A 14,541-nucleotide genomic window follows, 5' to 3' on the forward strand; every position below is an offset into this window, starting at 1 on the left:
CGTATGTCTGAAGCGACCCCCGCCTCCGAGATCCCCGAGAGCATTGGCCGCAATGATCCCTGCCCCTGCGGCAGCGGCCAGAAGTACAAGCGCTGCTGCCAGCGCACCCACCAGCTCCAGAAAGAGAGCGAGAAGCAGAGCCGTGAGCCCCATCAGCTCATCGGCTCGAAGACCATTCCGTACAAGGTCTACAAGGTTCTCACTCAGGTCTACGAGAGCAACGCCCTGGCCTTCTATTACGACCTCAGCCACGAGGCCGGCCCCTTCCGGGAGCGCTACCCCGAGAAGAGCGCCTTTATCGAGGCGGTCGACAAGGGCAACGACTCTCCGGTAGCCAGTCCCGACTACGAGCTGCAGCACTTCCGCATCGACGGGCCCGACGTGCTCATGGTGCTCACCCGCGGCCAGAACGATCCCCGCGTCGAAGAGGTCGAGGTCGACGTGGTCACGCTTCGCCCCAACCAGCTCGGCGCCGACGGGCAGGAGCGCGAAGTTGCCTACCGCGGCTTCCGCATCTGGGATGTGCAGCGTCACACCATCAGCAAAGACGACTACAACGCCACCTCCTTCCCCGACCTGAGCAAGCTCGGGGTGAGTTGGAAGAAGGTCGACTAAGCACGACCGGTGCCGGTCATGGACCGACACGCATAAACACAAAAAGCCCCCGCAGCGTGCCGCTGCGGGGGCTTTTTGTGCTTGGGAGGCCAGGCCTATCGACGACCCGGCGCGCCTGAACGGCGCGCCTGCAAACCCCTATCAATCGACCTGGCTGACCTTCTCCCAGAAGCCCGCAGCCACATTGGTCGGCACGCCCCAGCGCTCCTTATCCCAACGCGCGCGGTGCGCACGGAACCACCCCACCGAGTCCTGCATCCAGCGGCTGGCCAGCGGATGCTCCTCGGCCACATCGTTGAGTTCTTGCACGTCCTCGCTGCGGTCGTAGAGCTTAAACTGCCCGGCGCGCAGGTAGATCTTCCACTGCGCGGCCTGCATCCCGTAATGAAGCTGGTACTGCGTTGCCACCGCCGGGCTGGGGTAGCCGCCGTGCTGGCCATACATGTAGGGCAAAAGGTTCATCCCCTGCTTGTCTTCCGGATGCTCCAGCCCCAGGAGCGCAGTCACCGTGGGCAACACATCGACCACGTCAGCGCCGGCCTTAACCACGCGCCCCTGCGGCAACTTCGGGTAATGGAAAATCAGCGGCACGTGCACCATCTCCTGATGCACATTATGGCCGTGCCCCACGCTGCCATGCTCCCAGAACTCCTCGCCATGGTCCGAGGTGACCACGACCAAGGTGTCATCCCAGATGCCCAGGCGCTCCAGCTCGGCGCGCAGATGACCGAAGGCGTTGTCGTTGTAGGTGACCTCGTTTTTGTAGAGGTTGATGATGCGCTCTTTGTCGCGATCGGTCACCGGCAGCTTCTTGCCCTTCACAAGCCCCAGGTCCTCGCCGGAGATGTAGCGCTGGAAACGCCCGTTATAAGGCTCGGTGTCGTAGAGACCGATGTACTCCTCGTGGCGCCGGTACGTGACGTGGGGGTCGATCGTACCCAGATACAGAAAGAAGGGGTGCACCAGGTTCGACTCCACCCAGCGCAGGCCCTGATTTGCCATGAACATCCCGTCGAGGGCGGTCTGCTCGTGGATGTTGTTCTGGTATTCATCCCAGGCCCGCCGCAGGTTGAGCAGGTGCGAGGCGTAGCCGTTGCTGGAGTACATCGCCGTGCGGTAGTCGGCGTCTTTGAAGAACTGCTGAATCACGCGCACGTCATCGCGCACCTTCCCACGGCCGGCCACGCCGTGGCGGTTCGGATACAGGCCCGAGAAGAGCGAAGCGTGGCTGGCCCGCGACTCCGTGCCCTGCACATAGGCCAGCTCAAAGCTCACGCCCTCATCGGCCAGGCGCTTGAGGTTGGGCGCCTGAACGTTGGTCTCGAAATGAATCGGGAGATAGTCTGCGCGCAGCGTATCGATCACCCAGAAGAGCACGTAACGCGGCGGCTCAATCGTCTCCGGCATCTCCGGCAGCGTTCCCTCACGCACAACCTGAGCGCTCTTGATCGTCATCGCCTCCTTGCACCCCTCCCCGGCGAAGATCTCCAGGCGAGTGATGGCGTCTTCGCTCATGGGCAACTTCCAGCTGGTGGTCTGGGCGTCGCCGCGCCCCTTCACCAGCGCGCGGGCGTCATCGAGAACCTGCGTCACCTCGCCCTGCCCCGCCTCGCGCTCCAGGCGCACGCGGGGGCCGCAGCCCGGTGCAGCTTCAACCTCGAGCTGCACATGGGCATCCTGATGCGCCCACACAAGCCAGGAGAGCCCCTGCCCGGCTTCCAGCGCAACCTCGCCCTGCCCCAGGTTATGCTGATGCGGTTCCGGGCTCGGAGCGCTGACGTCTTTCTGTGCCACCTCGGGCGTCTCGGCAGCCCCGGAGTCTGCAACCGCGGCAGCGCCCGCACCTTCGGCGCCTACGGCTGCACCGCTCTCAGCTCCCGCTTCGGCTGCGACGCCGGACTTCGCCGGACCCTCGGCAACCTCTTGAGACTCGGCCAGGTCTTCGACCGCAACATCCTCGGGCAGCGCATCGCCCAGACGAGCCCAGGCAAAGCCACCGCCGGAGAGCTGCCCGTCGACGCGGCCCATGTTGGAGAAGCTCAGCACAATGGCGTTATCAGCCCGCACTGGCGCGCCCGTCAGGGGCAGACGTAAGGTCTGCCACCCCTCTTCCAGCGCCACCTGTTCGAGGCGATGCCCGTTGATCGTGATCTGAAGATCATTATGCCCCCGCGCCGGACTGAAGACGCGCAGCGCGAGCTCGGCGATCTCACCGCTCGGGGCCGGAAGCCAGATGCGCGCCTCTCGCCCTTTGGTCGCCGAGAGCATCCCACCATCCACCTCGGCGCCCACAATCCATTCGCGACCGTGGTTGCCGTGGATGTAGCGCATGAAGTCCGGCTCCCGCGCGTCGATCCAGTAGGCGCGCGCGTCATCCTTTACGCTGACGCGGTGGGCAAGGGGCCGGTTCTGCAGAAGATCAAAAGAGGTGTAGTGCTCGCCATCCAGGTCGGGCAGCGGCGGATCAAGCTCCGGTGCGCCGCTTGTCGGCGCGACGGTCGGATCGGCGACGCGCTCCAGATTCTGGCGCGCCTCCGAGGCCTGCTCGGGCGAACGGCTGCTGCAGGCCAGCGGAGCGCCGGCGACGAACACAAGGGTGGCGAACGCAAGCCCGTGGGGCCACTTCATCGATGTCATGATCGGATCTTGGGAAAGGAAGGGGCGCGCGGCGCCGGCAGGCGCCGCGCGCGAGTGCCTTAGTTTTGAAGCGTCGTGCGGTTAAAGCTGGTGGTCACCAGACCGGCACGCCGAAGCCCCACGCCGCTGGAGCGCACGAGGTCATCGATGCTGACCGTGGTGCGGATGGCATCGACAAGGATCGTGCCGCCCGTAAAGAGGTCTTCGCGCCCCTGAGGGGGCTGCGGCACAGCGACGCTGTGGCTGAACTCACCGTTATTACCCTCGGCGCCCATCGACCACACATCCCAGCTGCGCTCCTCGCCGACCATGCGCACCCGGTAGATCGGGCCGGCGTCGGCATCGATCGCGATGGTGCGTTGACCGCGGTTGGCGCTGAGCACCGAGGCGCCCGGGAAGGTGCCCAGGCGAGTGGCGGTGTTGAGCGTCTGCCCGTTCCACAGCGCGGCGGAGAAGTCCGTGGCGAGCGCGTCGCCCTCGGCGCTGAACGCCAGCGCGAGCAAGGCGTAACGCCCACCCACGGTCGCGCCGTAAGGCGGCGCCATAAAGAGCGTGCGCGCGTCGGGGCGACCGTCGCCATCATCATCGGTGGTGGCGCTGATGCCCATCGGCACAAAGCCCGGACCTTCGAGTTGCACGCCACCCACGAGCACCGCCAGCGACGCCGCCTCATCGCCGAGCTGCGGGAAGTTCGAGATCTCCACCGCCGTCGAGAGGCGCTGACGCACCGAGGGCACCAGATCTTCTTCGGGGAAGTTGTTGTAATCCGGGAGCCACTCGCTGGTGTCGCCGTTTCCGTTGATATCGGGAAGATCCAGCGCGCGCGGCAGCGACTCCAGGACCATCGGTTGCTGGTCGTGATCAAAGCGGCTGAAGAGGGGCAAAAGCGTGCCGATCGCCGCGTTCACGTTGTCGGGCGGTGAGGAGAAAAGTCCAATGAGATCACTGGCAGGCACCTGGCCGGCCAGGCCCCAGGCCAGTCGCGCGCCGCCTGCAGATTGCACGTAATAGGTCTGCTTACCCTCGACCTGCAGCCCGAAGACGCTGCCATAGGCAATGACCCCGCCCGGCAAAGGCACGTCGGCGCCCCCAAGACCCGGGATTGAGAAGTCGGTCACAAAGGAGTCGCCCAGAAGACGCGTCAGATCGAGGTCCAGAAGGTCGCCGGCGATGCTCGCTCCGGCCAGCCCCAGGTTGATGTCGCCAGACGTGTTGAGCTGGCTCAGGTCAAAGGAGCCAGTAAGCCCGGCGGCCGGGCCGTTGCCCGAGCGCGGTGAGACCGGCAGACGCACGTCGCGCGCCTGAACACCCTGCACCGTCAGGTAGTTGTAGTTGTTGTGGAAGACCGAGACCGTGTAGGCGCCCTCGACCCGCTCAAAGGTGGCGAGGCCGCCGGCGTCGGTTGTGGCGACCTGGTCGCCAAGCTCCACCCGCGCGCCGCTGATCGGGCGGCCGGTCTCCATATCCTGCGCGACCACGCGGATAACATCGACCGGCACCAGACCGCTGTTGCTGAATTCGGCGTCACCGTCGCACTGAATCGGGTCGCCCGTGGCCAGCGTCGCCGTGACCAGGGTGGTCCCGGCGGTGGTGCCCCCTACAAGATCGCGCCCGTCGATCGAGGCGACATCCGGCGCGCTGGAGCTCCACATAAAGTCGGCGGCTACGCCGTTGCCCTCCTCATCGAAGGCAAAGGCCTCCAGGCGCACGCGCTCGTTCGGCGCGATAAGACCGCCCTCGGTGATGACCACACATGAGAAGGTCAGCGGCGGGTCGATGCACTGACCGTTGTCGCAGAGCTGGCCTTCCCCACAGGTGTCATTGCCGCGGCAGAGGCGCTCCTGACAGTAGCCCCCGACGCACTCTGCCCGGGGACCACACTGGGCATCATCGGTGCACTCCGGGGTAAACTGGCACACTCCGGCAATGCATTGCTCCTGCTCACCGCAGTCGTCATCAAAGGTGCAATCGGGGCGCTCGACGCAGCTCTCTTCGACGCACACCTCGGAGGGGCGACACTGCGCGTCGCTCTCGCACTCCGGCCCGGCCACACACTCGCCGGCCTGGCAGACCTGGGTATCGGCACACTCCGCGTCGATCTCACAGCCGCGGCATTGCCCCTCGTCGCAGATCAGCCCGTCGCACTCAGCGTCGCTCTCGCAGACCTCTGCCACGCAACGGCACCCCAGCTGAACCTCGCCCTCATCGCAGGTCACCGGGCAGTCTTGCGCCACACACTCACCCACCTCGGTGTCGCAGATCGACTGCACGCACGCGTCGCCTGCGCTCTCGCACTGGCCGCTACCGCAATCCAGATCATCTTCGCAGAGGATGGGCTCAACGTCGGGTTCATCGCCGTCAGGCTCTTCGCTGTCGGGAAGATCGACGTCGGGCAGATCATCGCTCACGCAGATCTGCCCGATGCACTGCCCTCCTTCGGGACATTGACTATCGGTCTCGCAACGCTGTCCGATTTCGGTGCGGCCACAGGCGGCCGCCATCACACAGAGCGCGGCGATCATCGCGGCGCGCGTCATGGAAGAGAAGGAGGTCTTTGGGAGCGAGATCATGGGTCAGGGGCCTGGGATGATTGGGTCAAGTTGGGCGCGTGAGCCCGAGTGTAGTGAAGTTGGCCGGAGCGATCCAAACGACGCCCCACGTCCGGGTGCGATTAACCCTCGAAACGAAAGCGCTTGCTGCGCGCGAGCTGACGTTCGCGCCGCAGCGCGTAGCGCGCGATGGCGTGTTTATGCGGCTGAGAGATCGCGCGAAACACAAAAGCCGTGCCGCTGCGCTCACCATCCTCATCGACGCGCACCACCTCACCGATGGCCAGAATCTCGGGACTGTGCAGGCTGGGGATCTGCACGCGAATTTCGGCCAGGTCACCGAGCGACCACGGTCCATATTCGTCGCCCGCGGCCAGCCACATGCCCTGGTCGTTGAGCTCCACCCAGCGGGAGTTGAGCCCGGCCTCGTTATGGGACTCAATGAGGCGTTGCAGCTCGGTGATCTGCTGACGCATCGCGCGCAGCTCGTTGAGCGCGAAGACCATCTCGCGAGAGAGATCGTCGGCATGATCGCGCCAGTCGAGCGCGTCGTGCATCACCCCGTCGCTCTCCAGGACGGCCGCATCGAGGATGCGCGCCTCCAGCGCCTCCACGTCATCGGCAGTCACGGGGGTCACCTGACAGGGGAGAAGACTACGCACACGCACAGAACTGCGACGCTCCGCGCCGGTTTTTTCGCTCATCATATCATCCCTCGGGTCCTGAATGCCGCCTTATGGGTCGGTTCCCGCGAAAAGGCGGCGTCATTGCGGGCACTTGCGCCCTCCAGACTACACCAGCCTACAGCCCGGGCAACTTGTTCTGCGCGGCAGGCTCACGGACGAAAGGTCAGCGAGGCGACATCGTCGCTGCTCACGCGCACGCGCCGGGTCTCGGAGTAGCGCTTCAGGGTGGTGAAGTAGACGCGCACGTCGTACTGCCCGGGCGCGAGCGCGTGGCCGTTGAGGCGAGGACTGCTGGCGACGAGCGCCCCGTCGACGTAGATGCGCGCCTCATCGGTGCCTTCGACCCGCACGTTGAGCCGGCCGGACGCGGCTTCCGCCGGCGCACCGCCGCCGAGCTCCCAGATGTTGAGCGCCTCGGCGGAGGCGCGCTCCTCCGATGCCGCAGGCTTTTGCGCAGCCCGACGCCGCCGCGGAGCGCGGCGCTCTTTCGATCGGGCGGGTGCGCTGGCCACCTCTTCTGCGGGCTCCTCGGGAAGATCGAAGCTCAGGTGAACCTCGCGCACTCGAGGGTCATCTTCACCCCAGATGATCTCTTGCTGTTGAGGCTCGGCACCCTCAAATTCCGCATAGACTTTATGATCTTCGTCGCGTGCCAGCCCCATCGCCGTCACCGGCGATTCGCCCAGAAGATCGCCGTCCACATAGACGCTGGCGCCGGGCGGTGAGGTGGTGATCTTCAGGATGCCCCCCAGTGCCTCGAGTTGAACCACGACCGGGGGCATCTCGGCCTCGGCCACCAGGTTGAGCTCGCTGACATCGTAGCCGTCGCGCTCAAAACGCAGCGCGTAGCCTCGCCCCACCCGAAGCTCGTTCAGCGTTGTGGGCGTCGCCCCCACAAAAGCATCATCGAGGTAGACCCGCGCGTTGGCGGGCTCCGTCGACACCATCAGATCGGTATGCGTCGCCGCGGCCGGCGCGCTTGCGGCAGCGACCTGCTCGGAAGAAGCCTCTTCAGCACCACCACTGAGCGTCACGCCGGCCACGCCCACCACGCCAATGGCCAGCAGCGCGAGCGCCGCGCCCACCAGGTGCGGCCGCGTGCGAATCAACCTGTCAATGCGGGCCTTCAACGGAGCCTGCGCCGCAGCGCGCGGCTGCGTGCCGCGCACGCTCTGGCGAGCAGACGGCTTCGGTGCTGGCTCAGGAGAAGTTGGCGCCGTGCTCAGCGAAGCGCCAAAGCCCACCTGAGCTTTTTGCCTTCTCTCAACAGCCGGATTGGCCGCGGTGGGCACCGCTTTGGAGTCTGCCAGCAGGCGCGCCGGGGGGCGCGCCTCGCGGGTCATCACATCGTCGGGGTACACAACCTCCTGCGCGCCGGAGCGAAGCGCCGGGCGATCTTCAGTGGTCTCGACCCCATCGTGCTCGCTCCAATCCACAAGCGCTGTGGCCGCGTCGGCCTCCAGATCATCATGCTCATCGTCGCGCATAAAGATCTGGGTGTGGGCGTCTTCGGCAAACCCGCCATCATCCTCAAGCCCACCGCCCTCAAGCTCGGCCGCGCGCGCGTCGAAGATCACGCTGTGCTGGCTGGCTTCAAACTCGCCGCGCTGCATCGCTTCAAAACCGGCCGCCCGCGTCTCTTCAGGAAGATGCGCGTCGAGGTAGCCGCGCACAAAGTCGGCCATCTCCATCCGCCCCATCGCCGGAAGCTCGCGGCGGGCCACCTCGGCAAGATCCCGGCGCAGCTCCAGGGCGCTGGTGTAACGCAGCTCCGGGTTTCGCATCAGCGCGCGGCGAATCACCGCGACCAGCCCCGGCGAGAGGTCCGGGACAACTTCTTCGATCGGCGGGAAGTCGGCCTGGCGCACCGCGCGCAGCAGATCGCCATCGGGCACGCGATCGAAAGGATGCTCCCCGCTGAGCACCTCGTAGAGCACCATCCCCAGCGCGTACACGTCGGTGCGGCCGTCGATATGATGGCCCAGCGCCTGCTCCGGGCTCATATAGTAGAACTTGCCCTTGATGATGCCGGCCTGGGTCTGCTCGGCGCGCATCCGCGCTTTGGCGATGCCGAAGTCGACGAGTTTGACCTCGCCATCCACGCTGAGCATCACGTTTTGCGGCGACACATCGCGGTGCACCAGCTCCAGGGGTTTGCGGTCGGGCCCGAGCTTCGTATGGGCGTAGTGCAGGGCTTCGGCGACCTCCATCGCCACATAGACCGCCACCTCGGTAGGCAGCTGGCGATGCTGGCGTTGCACCCGCTCGGAGAGCTCATGGAGGTCGAGCCCATCGATAAACTCCATGGCGATGTAGTACTGGCCACCGACCACCCCCAGATCAAAGATCTGGCCGATGTTGGCGTGGTTAAGCTGCACCACCAGCTTGGCCTCATCGATGAGCATCGAGGCAAACTCGCTGTCTTCGGAGAACTGCCGGTGCAGGCGCTTGATCGCCAGCACCTTGGCAAACCCGTCGACGCCATCTGTGCGCGCTTTAAAGATCTCGGCCATCCCTCCCACAGCGAGGCGCTGGAGCAGGGTGTACTTGCCAAATTTCTCACCGGTTTCTATCATGACGACTTCGGATTCAGGGCCAGGGAACGGGCCGTCATTGTGGCGTATTTTGCTCACCAAGACCACCCGTTTCCTTCCCCCTGCCGCTGATAAGGTTGGCCGCTGGCCCCCACTTCAGCCCTCTCGACCATTTCCCCGTCGCGACCCTCTGACCCATGTTGGAGGGCCGCGCGTCCTTGCAGCCCGTGTCGAGGCCTCATGGCGCCCAACGAGCCCTATTCTGCGCAGTCTCAGCCCACCAAGATCGCTTATATCAACGGCGATCCGAAGACGGTACATATCCGTCGCGCCCAGCTGATCATCAACCCGGGTGCGGAGGACCAGCGCGAAGTCATCTTCGACCAGAACGTCATCAAGATCGGCGCGCTCGAAGATAACGACGTCGTGCTCGACGATGAGACCGTCAGCCGTAATCACTGCCGCATCGTCCAGGAAGACGACCATTACGTGGTCATCGACCAGGGCTCTACCAACGGCACGCACATCAACGGGGTGCGCATCCGGGAGGCCTTCCTCTCGCCAAACGTGATTTTATGCGTGGGCAACACCAATATTCGCTTTCGCCCCATCGACGAGCAGGTGGCCGTGGAGCCCTCGCGCACCGAGCGCCTGGGCAACATCGTGGGCCGCTCGGTGAAGATGCGCGAGATCTTCGACATCCTCTCAAAAATCGCCCCCACCGCCGCAACCGTTGTCATTGAGGGGGAGACCGGCACCGGCAAAGAGGTCGTCGCGCAGACCATCCACCAGATGAGCCCGCGCAAAGACAAGCCTTTCATCGTCTTTGACTGCGGGGCGGTGCCCGAGAGCCTCATTGAGAGCGAACTTTTTGGCCACGAAAAGGGCAGCTTCACCGGCGCCATCATGACCCGCAAAGGTCTTTTTGAGATGGCCCAGGGCGGCACGATCTTCCTCGATGAGCTTGGCGAGCTCTCCATCGATCTGCAGCCGAAGCTGCTGCGGGTGCTGGAGCAGCGCGAGGTGCGCCGGGTGGGATCCAACAAGCCCATCCCCATCAACGTGCGCGTGGTGGCGGCGACCAACCGCTCGCTCGAAGACGAGGTCAAAGAAGGCCGCTTCCGCGAAGACCTCTTCTACCGCCTGAGCGTGGTGCGCCTCTTTTTGCCGGCGCTGCGCGAGCGTGTGGAAGATATCCCGCTGCTGGTCGATCACTTCCTCAAGCACCTGGACTGCAACCTGGACTTCGATGGCGAGCGCCGCCTGCAGAGCGTGCAACCCGAGGCGCTGGCCGCGCTGATGGCCTACGAGTGGCCGGGCAACGTCCGCGAGCTTGCCAACGCCATTGAGCGGGCCTGCTCCTTTGCCGAGACCGACATGCTGCAGCTGGCCGATCTTCCCGACTACATCGCCGGGCAGCGGCCGCGTAACGTCGACTCCGGCCCGCTGGATGAGGATGATCAATGGAGTGAGATCCCGGCCAAAGCCGAGCTCAAAGAGCAGCCCTTTAAAGAGGCCAAAGAGCAGTGGATCTCGTCTTTTGAGCGCGACTACATCGCCGAGCTGCTCTCGCGCCACGGCGGCAACATCAGCCAGGCCGCGCGCGAGGCCGACATCGACCGCAAGTACTTCCGCAAGCTCATGACGAAGTACGGGATCGTGGCCGACGAACTCAGCTCTTAATTTCGTATCAGGTCAAGCGATGGGGGGCATCGCCATCAGAGCTCAAAGCGAAGGTCGCGCCGAAAGCCGGTGCCCTCGCCAGCGCGCAGCTCGATGTTGAAGTCGACCTGGCGGTCGCCTCGCCGAAAACTCAGCGTACGTTGGCCGGCGGCCACCGGGATGCGCGCGTCGCCCTCAATCGGGGTCACAAGCCCGGTGTTGATGTCGTCAATGTAGACGCTCCACCAGTCCTCACCGGTGTCTACGCTGAGCCAGCCGTAATCGTCGCTGTCGCGCACCGGAAGTTCATGCACGGCGTCGCTTTCGATGCGCCCCAGGCCGAGCTCCGGAAACCCGATGGCGCTCTTAAAGGTACCCAGCTCCAGGGTGTAAACGCGCTCCGGGCTCAGGTCGGTGAGCACCACCGGCGGCGGGCCGTAAGAGCGGCCGTTGAGCACGACCTCGTGGGCACTCTCGCCAGCGATGAGCAGGCGGTCGGAGGGCTCCAGGGCAATCTCGACGCGATTCTCCGCACCGATCTCGGCAATGAGATGATGACTGAAGGGTTTGTGGCCCGGCGCCAGCGCCTCAATGAGGTGGCGGCCGCGGGGCAGGCCCAGTAAGGCGTCGGAACGCTCGCGTACGCTGACCTCCTGGGTGTTTACAAAGACGCGCAGGCCGTCGATCTGCTGCCAGCTCAGCTGCACTTCGAGATCGGCCGCCAGATCCGCGCGAAGCTCCGCGCGCTCATCGGCTCCTACGGTGATGGAGCGCACCAGCGGTTCAAACTCCGGGTGGCGAAGCTCAACGGCGTAGGTCCCGGGCGCAAGATCCGCGATCGTGGCCGGGGAGCCCTGGGCCCGCTCGACCCCATCGATCCACACGCTGACGCCCTGCGCCGGCGCCACCTGAACGTCCAGCGTCGCCGTAGGCGGCGCTGCGGGCTCGGGGGGCGTGCGCATCATCAAATAGAGCGCGGCGGTACCGAGCAACGCGACCGCCAGCACGGTCACAAAGGCTGCGACGATGCGCCGGCGAGTGCCGGCATCAAGCCCCGAAGAAACAGGGGCAGCCGCCGGCGCGGCCCCGGCCAACAGGGGCGACTCGCGGGTGCCGGTGTTTTGAATCGCCGCAAGCGCACGCTGCGGATTGGCCACCCCGGTGACATCGGTGGCTTCCGCATCAAAGCTCGGTCGAAGCGCGGGGCGTGGCGAGGCCATGGTGTGGCGGCCGGTGGGCTCGGCGGAGAGCACTTCGTCGAGGCGCGCGTCAACCTCATCGCGGGTCTCATCGATGGTGTCGGGTGCGTCGGCCCAGGCCTCGTAGTCGGAGAGTTCCAGCCCGCCGGCCTGCACCACGGTGTGGTTGGCCACGAAGGCGTCGAGATCCACACCCTCATCGGGGGCCTCGTCTACATCCCAGATCTGGGTGGCCTCTTCGAGCTCCACGTCGCCGTCGGCGCCGCCCGGCCCGTAGTTCTGCGAGAAGACCTGGCGAACATCATCAGCGGTGTTGATGCGGCGAAAACGCTCGCGCTTTTGCTTCTCGGCGTCGTACTCCTCGGCAAAAGCGCTGCGCATCCAGGTGGTGAGCTGGGAGCGGTGGTAAGGCGGCTTCTGCTGAGTGAGGTAGGCTTTGAGATCGGCGGCCATCTCACCGGCCCACTGGTAGCGATCTTCGCGTTCGGCGGCCAGCGCGCGCATCACGATGGCTTCCACCTGCGGCGGCACCTTCGGGTTGTAGAGGCATGGCGAGTCGATCTGCGGATCTCGAATCAGCCGCATCGTCTCGATCTGGCTCTCACCGCGAAAGAGGCGCTGGTTGGTGAGCAGCTCCCAGAAGAGCGTGCCCATCGCGAAGATGTCGCTGCGGTGGTCGATGTCGTGGCCCCGCACCTGGTCGGGGCTCATGTAGCCGAACTTCCCCTTGAGCACGCCCACCTGGGTGCGGGTCGACTGTGAGGCGGCCTTGGCGATGCCAAAGTCGATGACCTTGACCTGCCCATCCCAGCTCACCAGCACGTTCTGCGGGCTGATGTCGCGGTGGATGATGTTGAGGGGGTTGCCGTTCTCATCGGTCTTGCGGTGGACGTAGTCCATGCCGCAGGCGATCTCGTGGAGGATATGGCAGGCCATGTCCACCGAGAGGATCGTGTTCTGGCGGCGCACCAGCTTCTGCAGGGCGAGCAGATCCTGGCCGGCCACAAACTCCATGAGGATGTAGAAGCTCGACTGGAACTTCCCGAGCTCAAAATTCTGCACCACGTTGGGGTGACGCAGCTGCACGGTAAGACGGGCTTCATCGATGAACATGCGGATGAAGTCTTCGTCTTCTGCAAGATGCGGCAGAATGCGCTTGAGCGCGAAGTAGCGGTTGGGGTCCGGGGCGCCCAGGGGCTTGGCCCTGAAGACTTCTGCCATGCCCCCGACACTGACGCGCTCAAGGAGCGTGTATTTCCCAAAGAGAAGGGGTCGTTCCAAAACGTGGACCTGCGCGCGGCGTCGCAATTCTGGAGGCTGGCAGCCCGCAAAGGCTGCGAGCACCGGGGAGAAGTTCAGCTGAAGTACAGCGCGCACTAAGTTGGCGGCGCGATCGGTGCCGGAGTATAGGGAGGAGGCTTATCAAGCGTCAATCGCAGCATTTGCCCCTGAAGCGCTGGACAACGCCGGGGGTGGGGTGCAGGTTTGGGCCCCGATGAGCCTTCTGGCGAGCACCGCGACACTCTGGACTCGCCGCCCTGCCCTCCCCCACGCCCGCGAGTGAAGTATGAGCCGTCCGGACATCTCCGATCGAAAACGCGACCACATTGAACTTTGTGCCGACCAGGATGTGGAGGCGCGCATCAAGACCAACCTGCTCGACGCGGTGGAGCTTTTTCATGATTCGCTGCCGGAGCTCGATGTGGACGCCATCGATCTGAGCGCGAGTTTTGCGGGTAAACGCTTAAAGGCGCCGCTTTTGATCACCGGCATGACAGGCGGAGCGCCGGAGGCCGAGCGCATCAACAAAGAGCTCGCGATGGTGGCCCAGGAGCTGGGGCTGGCCTTTGGCGTGGGCAGCCAGCGGGCGATGGCCCGAAACCCCGATCTCACCGCCACCTACCAGGTGCGCGATGTGGCGCCGGATATCTGCCTGCTGGGCAACATCGGCGCGGTGCAGGCCGCCGAGATGAGCACCGCCCAGACCGAAGATCTGGTGGGGGCGATCGGCGCCGACGCGCTCTGCGTGCACCTCAACCCCGGCCAGGAGCTGATTCAGCCCGAGGGCGACCGCGACTTCCGCGGCTGCATCGACGCGATCGCGCGCCTGGTCGAGGAGCTCTCGGTGCCGGTCATCGCCAAAGAGACCGGCTGCGGGCTCTCTCCCCGCACGCTCGACCGCCTGGCGAAGATCGGCGTCAAACACGTCGACACCTCCGGCGCCGGGGGCACCACCTGGATCGGGGTGGAGGCGATGCGCGCGCCGGCCGCACAACAGACCCTGGGTGAGCTCTACTGGGACTGGGGCGTGCCCACGGCCGCCTCGATCGTGTACGCAAAGCGCCGTGAAATGAACGTTATCGGCTCCGGCGGGCTGCGCACCGGCTATGATGCGGCCCGCGCCATCGCGCTGGGCGCCGACATCGCGGGCATGGCGCTCCCCTGGCTGCGGGCCTGCTACAACGAGGGCGCGCCCGGGGCGCGCGCCTTTGGCGAGCGCTGCCTCACGGCGCTGCGCACCGCCATGGCGCTGACGGGATCGTCCAACGTCGACGAACTTCGCCAGGCCCCGAAGATGATTGGCCCGCGCCTGGAGCGCTGGCTTGCGGCCGATCCGCGGCGCTGAGCGCCGCGGGTCGGCCATCGGAAATGCGCAACC

The 14,541-nt window shown here is 65.4% G+C and carries 8 protein-coding genes; 3 read left to right on the forward strand and 5 right to left on the reverse strand.

From position 1 onward, the window contains the following. The first annotated feature begins 3 nt into the window (after positions 1-3). The gene (locus FRC98_RS21450) at positions 4-615 is read left to right on the forward strand and encodes an SEC-C metal-binding domain-containing protein (RefSeq protein ID WP_230467455.1); all 612 of its coding nucleotides are present in this window, start codon (positions 4-6) and stop codon (positions 613-615) included. 141 nt (positions 616-756) lie between these two features. On the opposite strand, the gene FRC98_RS09225 is transcribed toward FRC98_RS21450, so the two are convergent. The 4 genes from FRC98_RS09225 to FRC98_RS09240 all read right to left on the reverse strand — a co-directional run bounded on the left by FRC98_RS09225 (position 757) and on the right by FRC98_RS09240 (position 9,063). Continuing rightward, a complete protein-coding gene (locus FRC98_RS09225) occupies positions 757-3,252 on the reverse strand; it encodes a sulfatase family protein (RefSeq protein ID WP_146981002.1) in 2,496 nt (831 codons plus the stop codon). Between the two features lie 59 nt (positions 3,253-3,311). Then, the gene (locus FRC98_RS09230; RefSeq protein ID WP_146981003.1) at positions 3,312-5,822 is read right to left on the reverse strand and encodes a carboxypeptidase regulatory-like domain-containing protein; all 2,511 of its coding nucleotides are present in this window, start codon (positions 5,820-5,822) and stop codon (positions 3,312-3,314) included. Positions 5,823-5,923: 101 nt separating this feature from the next. Continuing rightward, a complete protein-coding gene (locus FRC98_RS09235; protein ID WP_146981004.1) occupies positions 5,924-6,508 on the reverse strand; it encodes a hypothetical protein in 585 nt (194 codons plus the stop codon). Between the two features lie 128 nt (positions 6,509-6,636). Beyond that, the gene (locus FRC98_RS09240) at positions 6,637-9,063 is read right to left on the reverse strand and encodes a serine/threonine-protein kinase (protein WP_146981005.1); all 2,427 of its coding nucleotides are present in this window, start codon (positions 9,061-9,063) and stop codon (positions 6,637-6,639) included. Between the two features lie 198 nt (positions 9,064-9,261). On the opposite strand from FRC98_RS09240, the gene FRC98_RS09245 reads away from it, so the two are divergent. After that, entirely contained in the window at positions 9,262-10,704 is a 1,443-nt protein-coding gene (locus tag FRC98_RS09245; protein WP_146981006.1) for a sigma 54-interacting transcriptional regulator, read from the forward strand. A 35-nt stretch (positions 10,705-10,739) separates the two neighbouring features. Here FRC98_RS09245 and FRC98_RS09250 read toward each other — a convergent pair whose 3' ends face one another. Continuing rightward, positions 10,740-13,259 (reverse strand): serine/threonine-protein kinase, encoded by a 2,520-nt coding sequence (locus FRC98_RS09250; RefSeq protein ID WP_347342155.1) that lies wholly within the window; start codon positions 13,257-13,259, stop codon positions 10,740-10,742. 190 nt (positions 13,260-13,449) lie between these two features. Here FRC98_RS09250 and fni point away from each other — a divergent pair, with 190 nt between their 5' ends. Further along, positions 13,450-14,508, forward strand: a complete 1,059-nt coding sequence (gene fni, locus FRC98_RS09255; protein WP_146981008.1) for a type 2 isopentenyl-diphosphate Delta-isomerase — start codon at positions 13,450-13,452, stop codon at positions 14,506-14,508. The last annotated feature ends 33 nt before the right edge of the window (positions 14,509-14,541 follow it).

Source organism: Lujinxingia vulgaris (assembly GCF_007997015.1).
Classification (GTDB): domain Bacteria; phylum Myxococcota_A; class Bradymonadia; order Bradymonadales; family Bradymonadaceae; genus Lujinxingia; species Lujinxingia vulgaris.

What these genes read in the sequence shown, in the direction of transcription:
- FRC98_RS21450 (WP_230467455.1), top strand. Translation starts at nt 4, where the DNA reads ATGTCTGAAGCGACCCCCGCCTCCGAGATCCCCGAGAGCATTGGCCGC.
- FRC98_RS09240 (WP_146981005.1), bottom strand. Translation starts at nt 9,063, where the DNA reads ATGATAGAAACCGGTGAGAAATTTGGCAAGTACACCCTGCTCCAGCGC.
- FRC98_RS09235 (WP_146981004.1), bottom strand. Translation starts at nt 6,508, where the DNA reads ATGATGAGCGAAAAAACCGGCGCGGAGCGTCGCAGTTCTGTGCGTGTG.
- fni (WP_146981008.1), top strand. Translation starts at nt 13,450, where the DNA reads ATGAGCCGTCCGGACATCTCCGATCGAAAACGCGACCACATTGAACTT.
- FRC98_RS09245 (WP_146981006.1), top strand. Translation starts at nt 9,262, where the DNA reads ATGGCGCCCAACGAGCCCTATTCTGCGCAGTCTCAGCCCACCAAGATC.
- FRC98_RS09225 (WP_146981002.1), bottom strand. Translation starts at nt 3,252, where the DNA reads ATGACATCGATGAAGTGGCCCCACGGGCTTGCGTTCGCCACCCTTGTG.
- FRC98_RS09230 (WP_146981003.1), bottom strand. Translation starts at nt 5,822, where the DNA reads ATGATCTCGCTCCCAAAGACCTCCTTCTCTTCCATGACGCGCGCCGCG.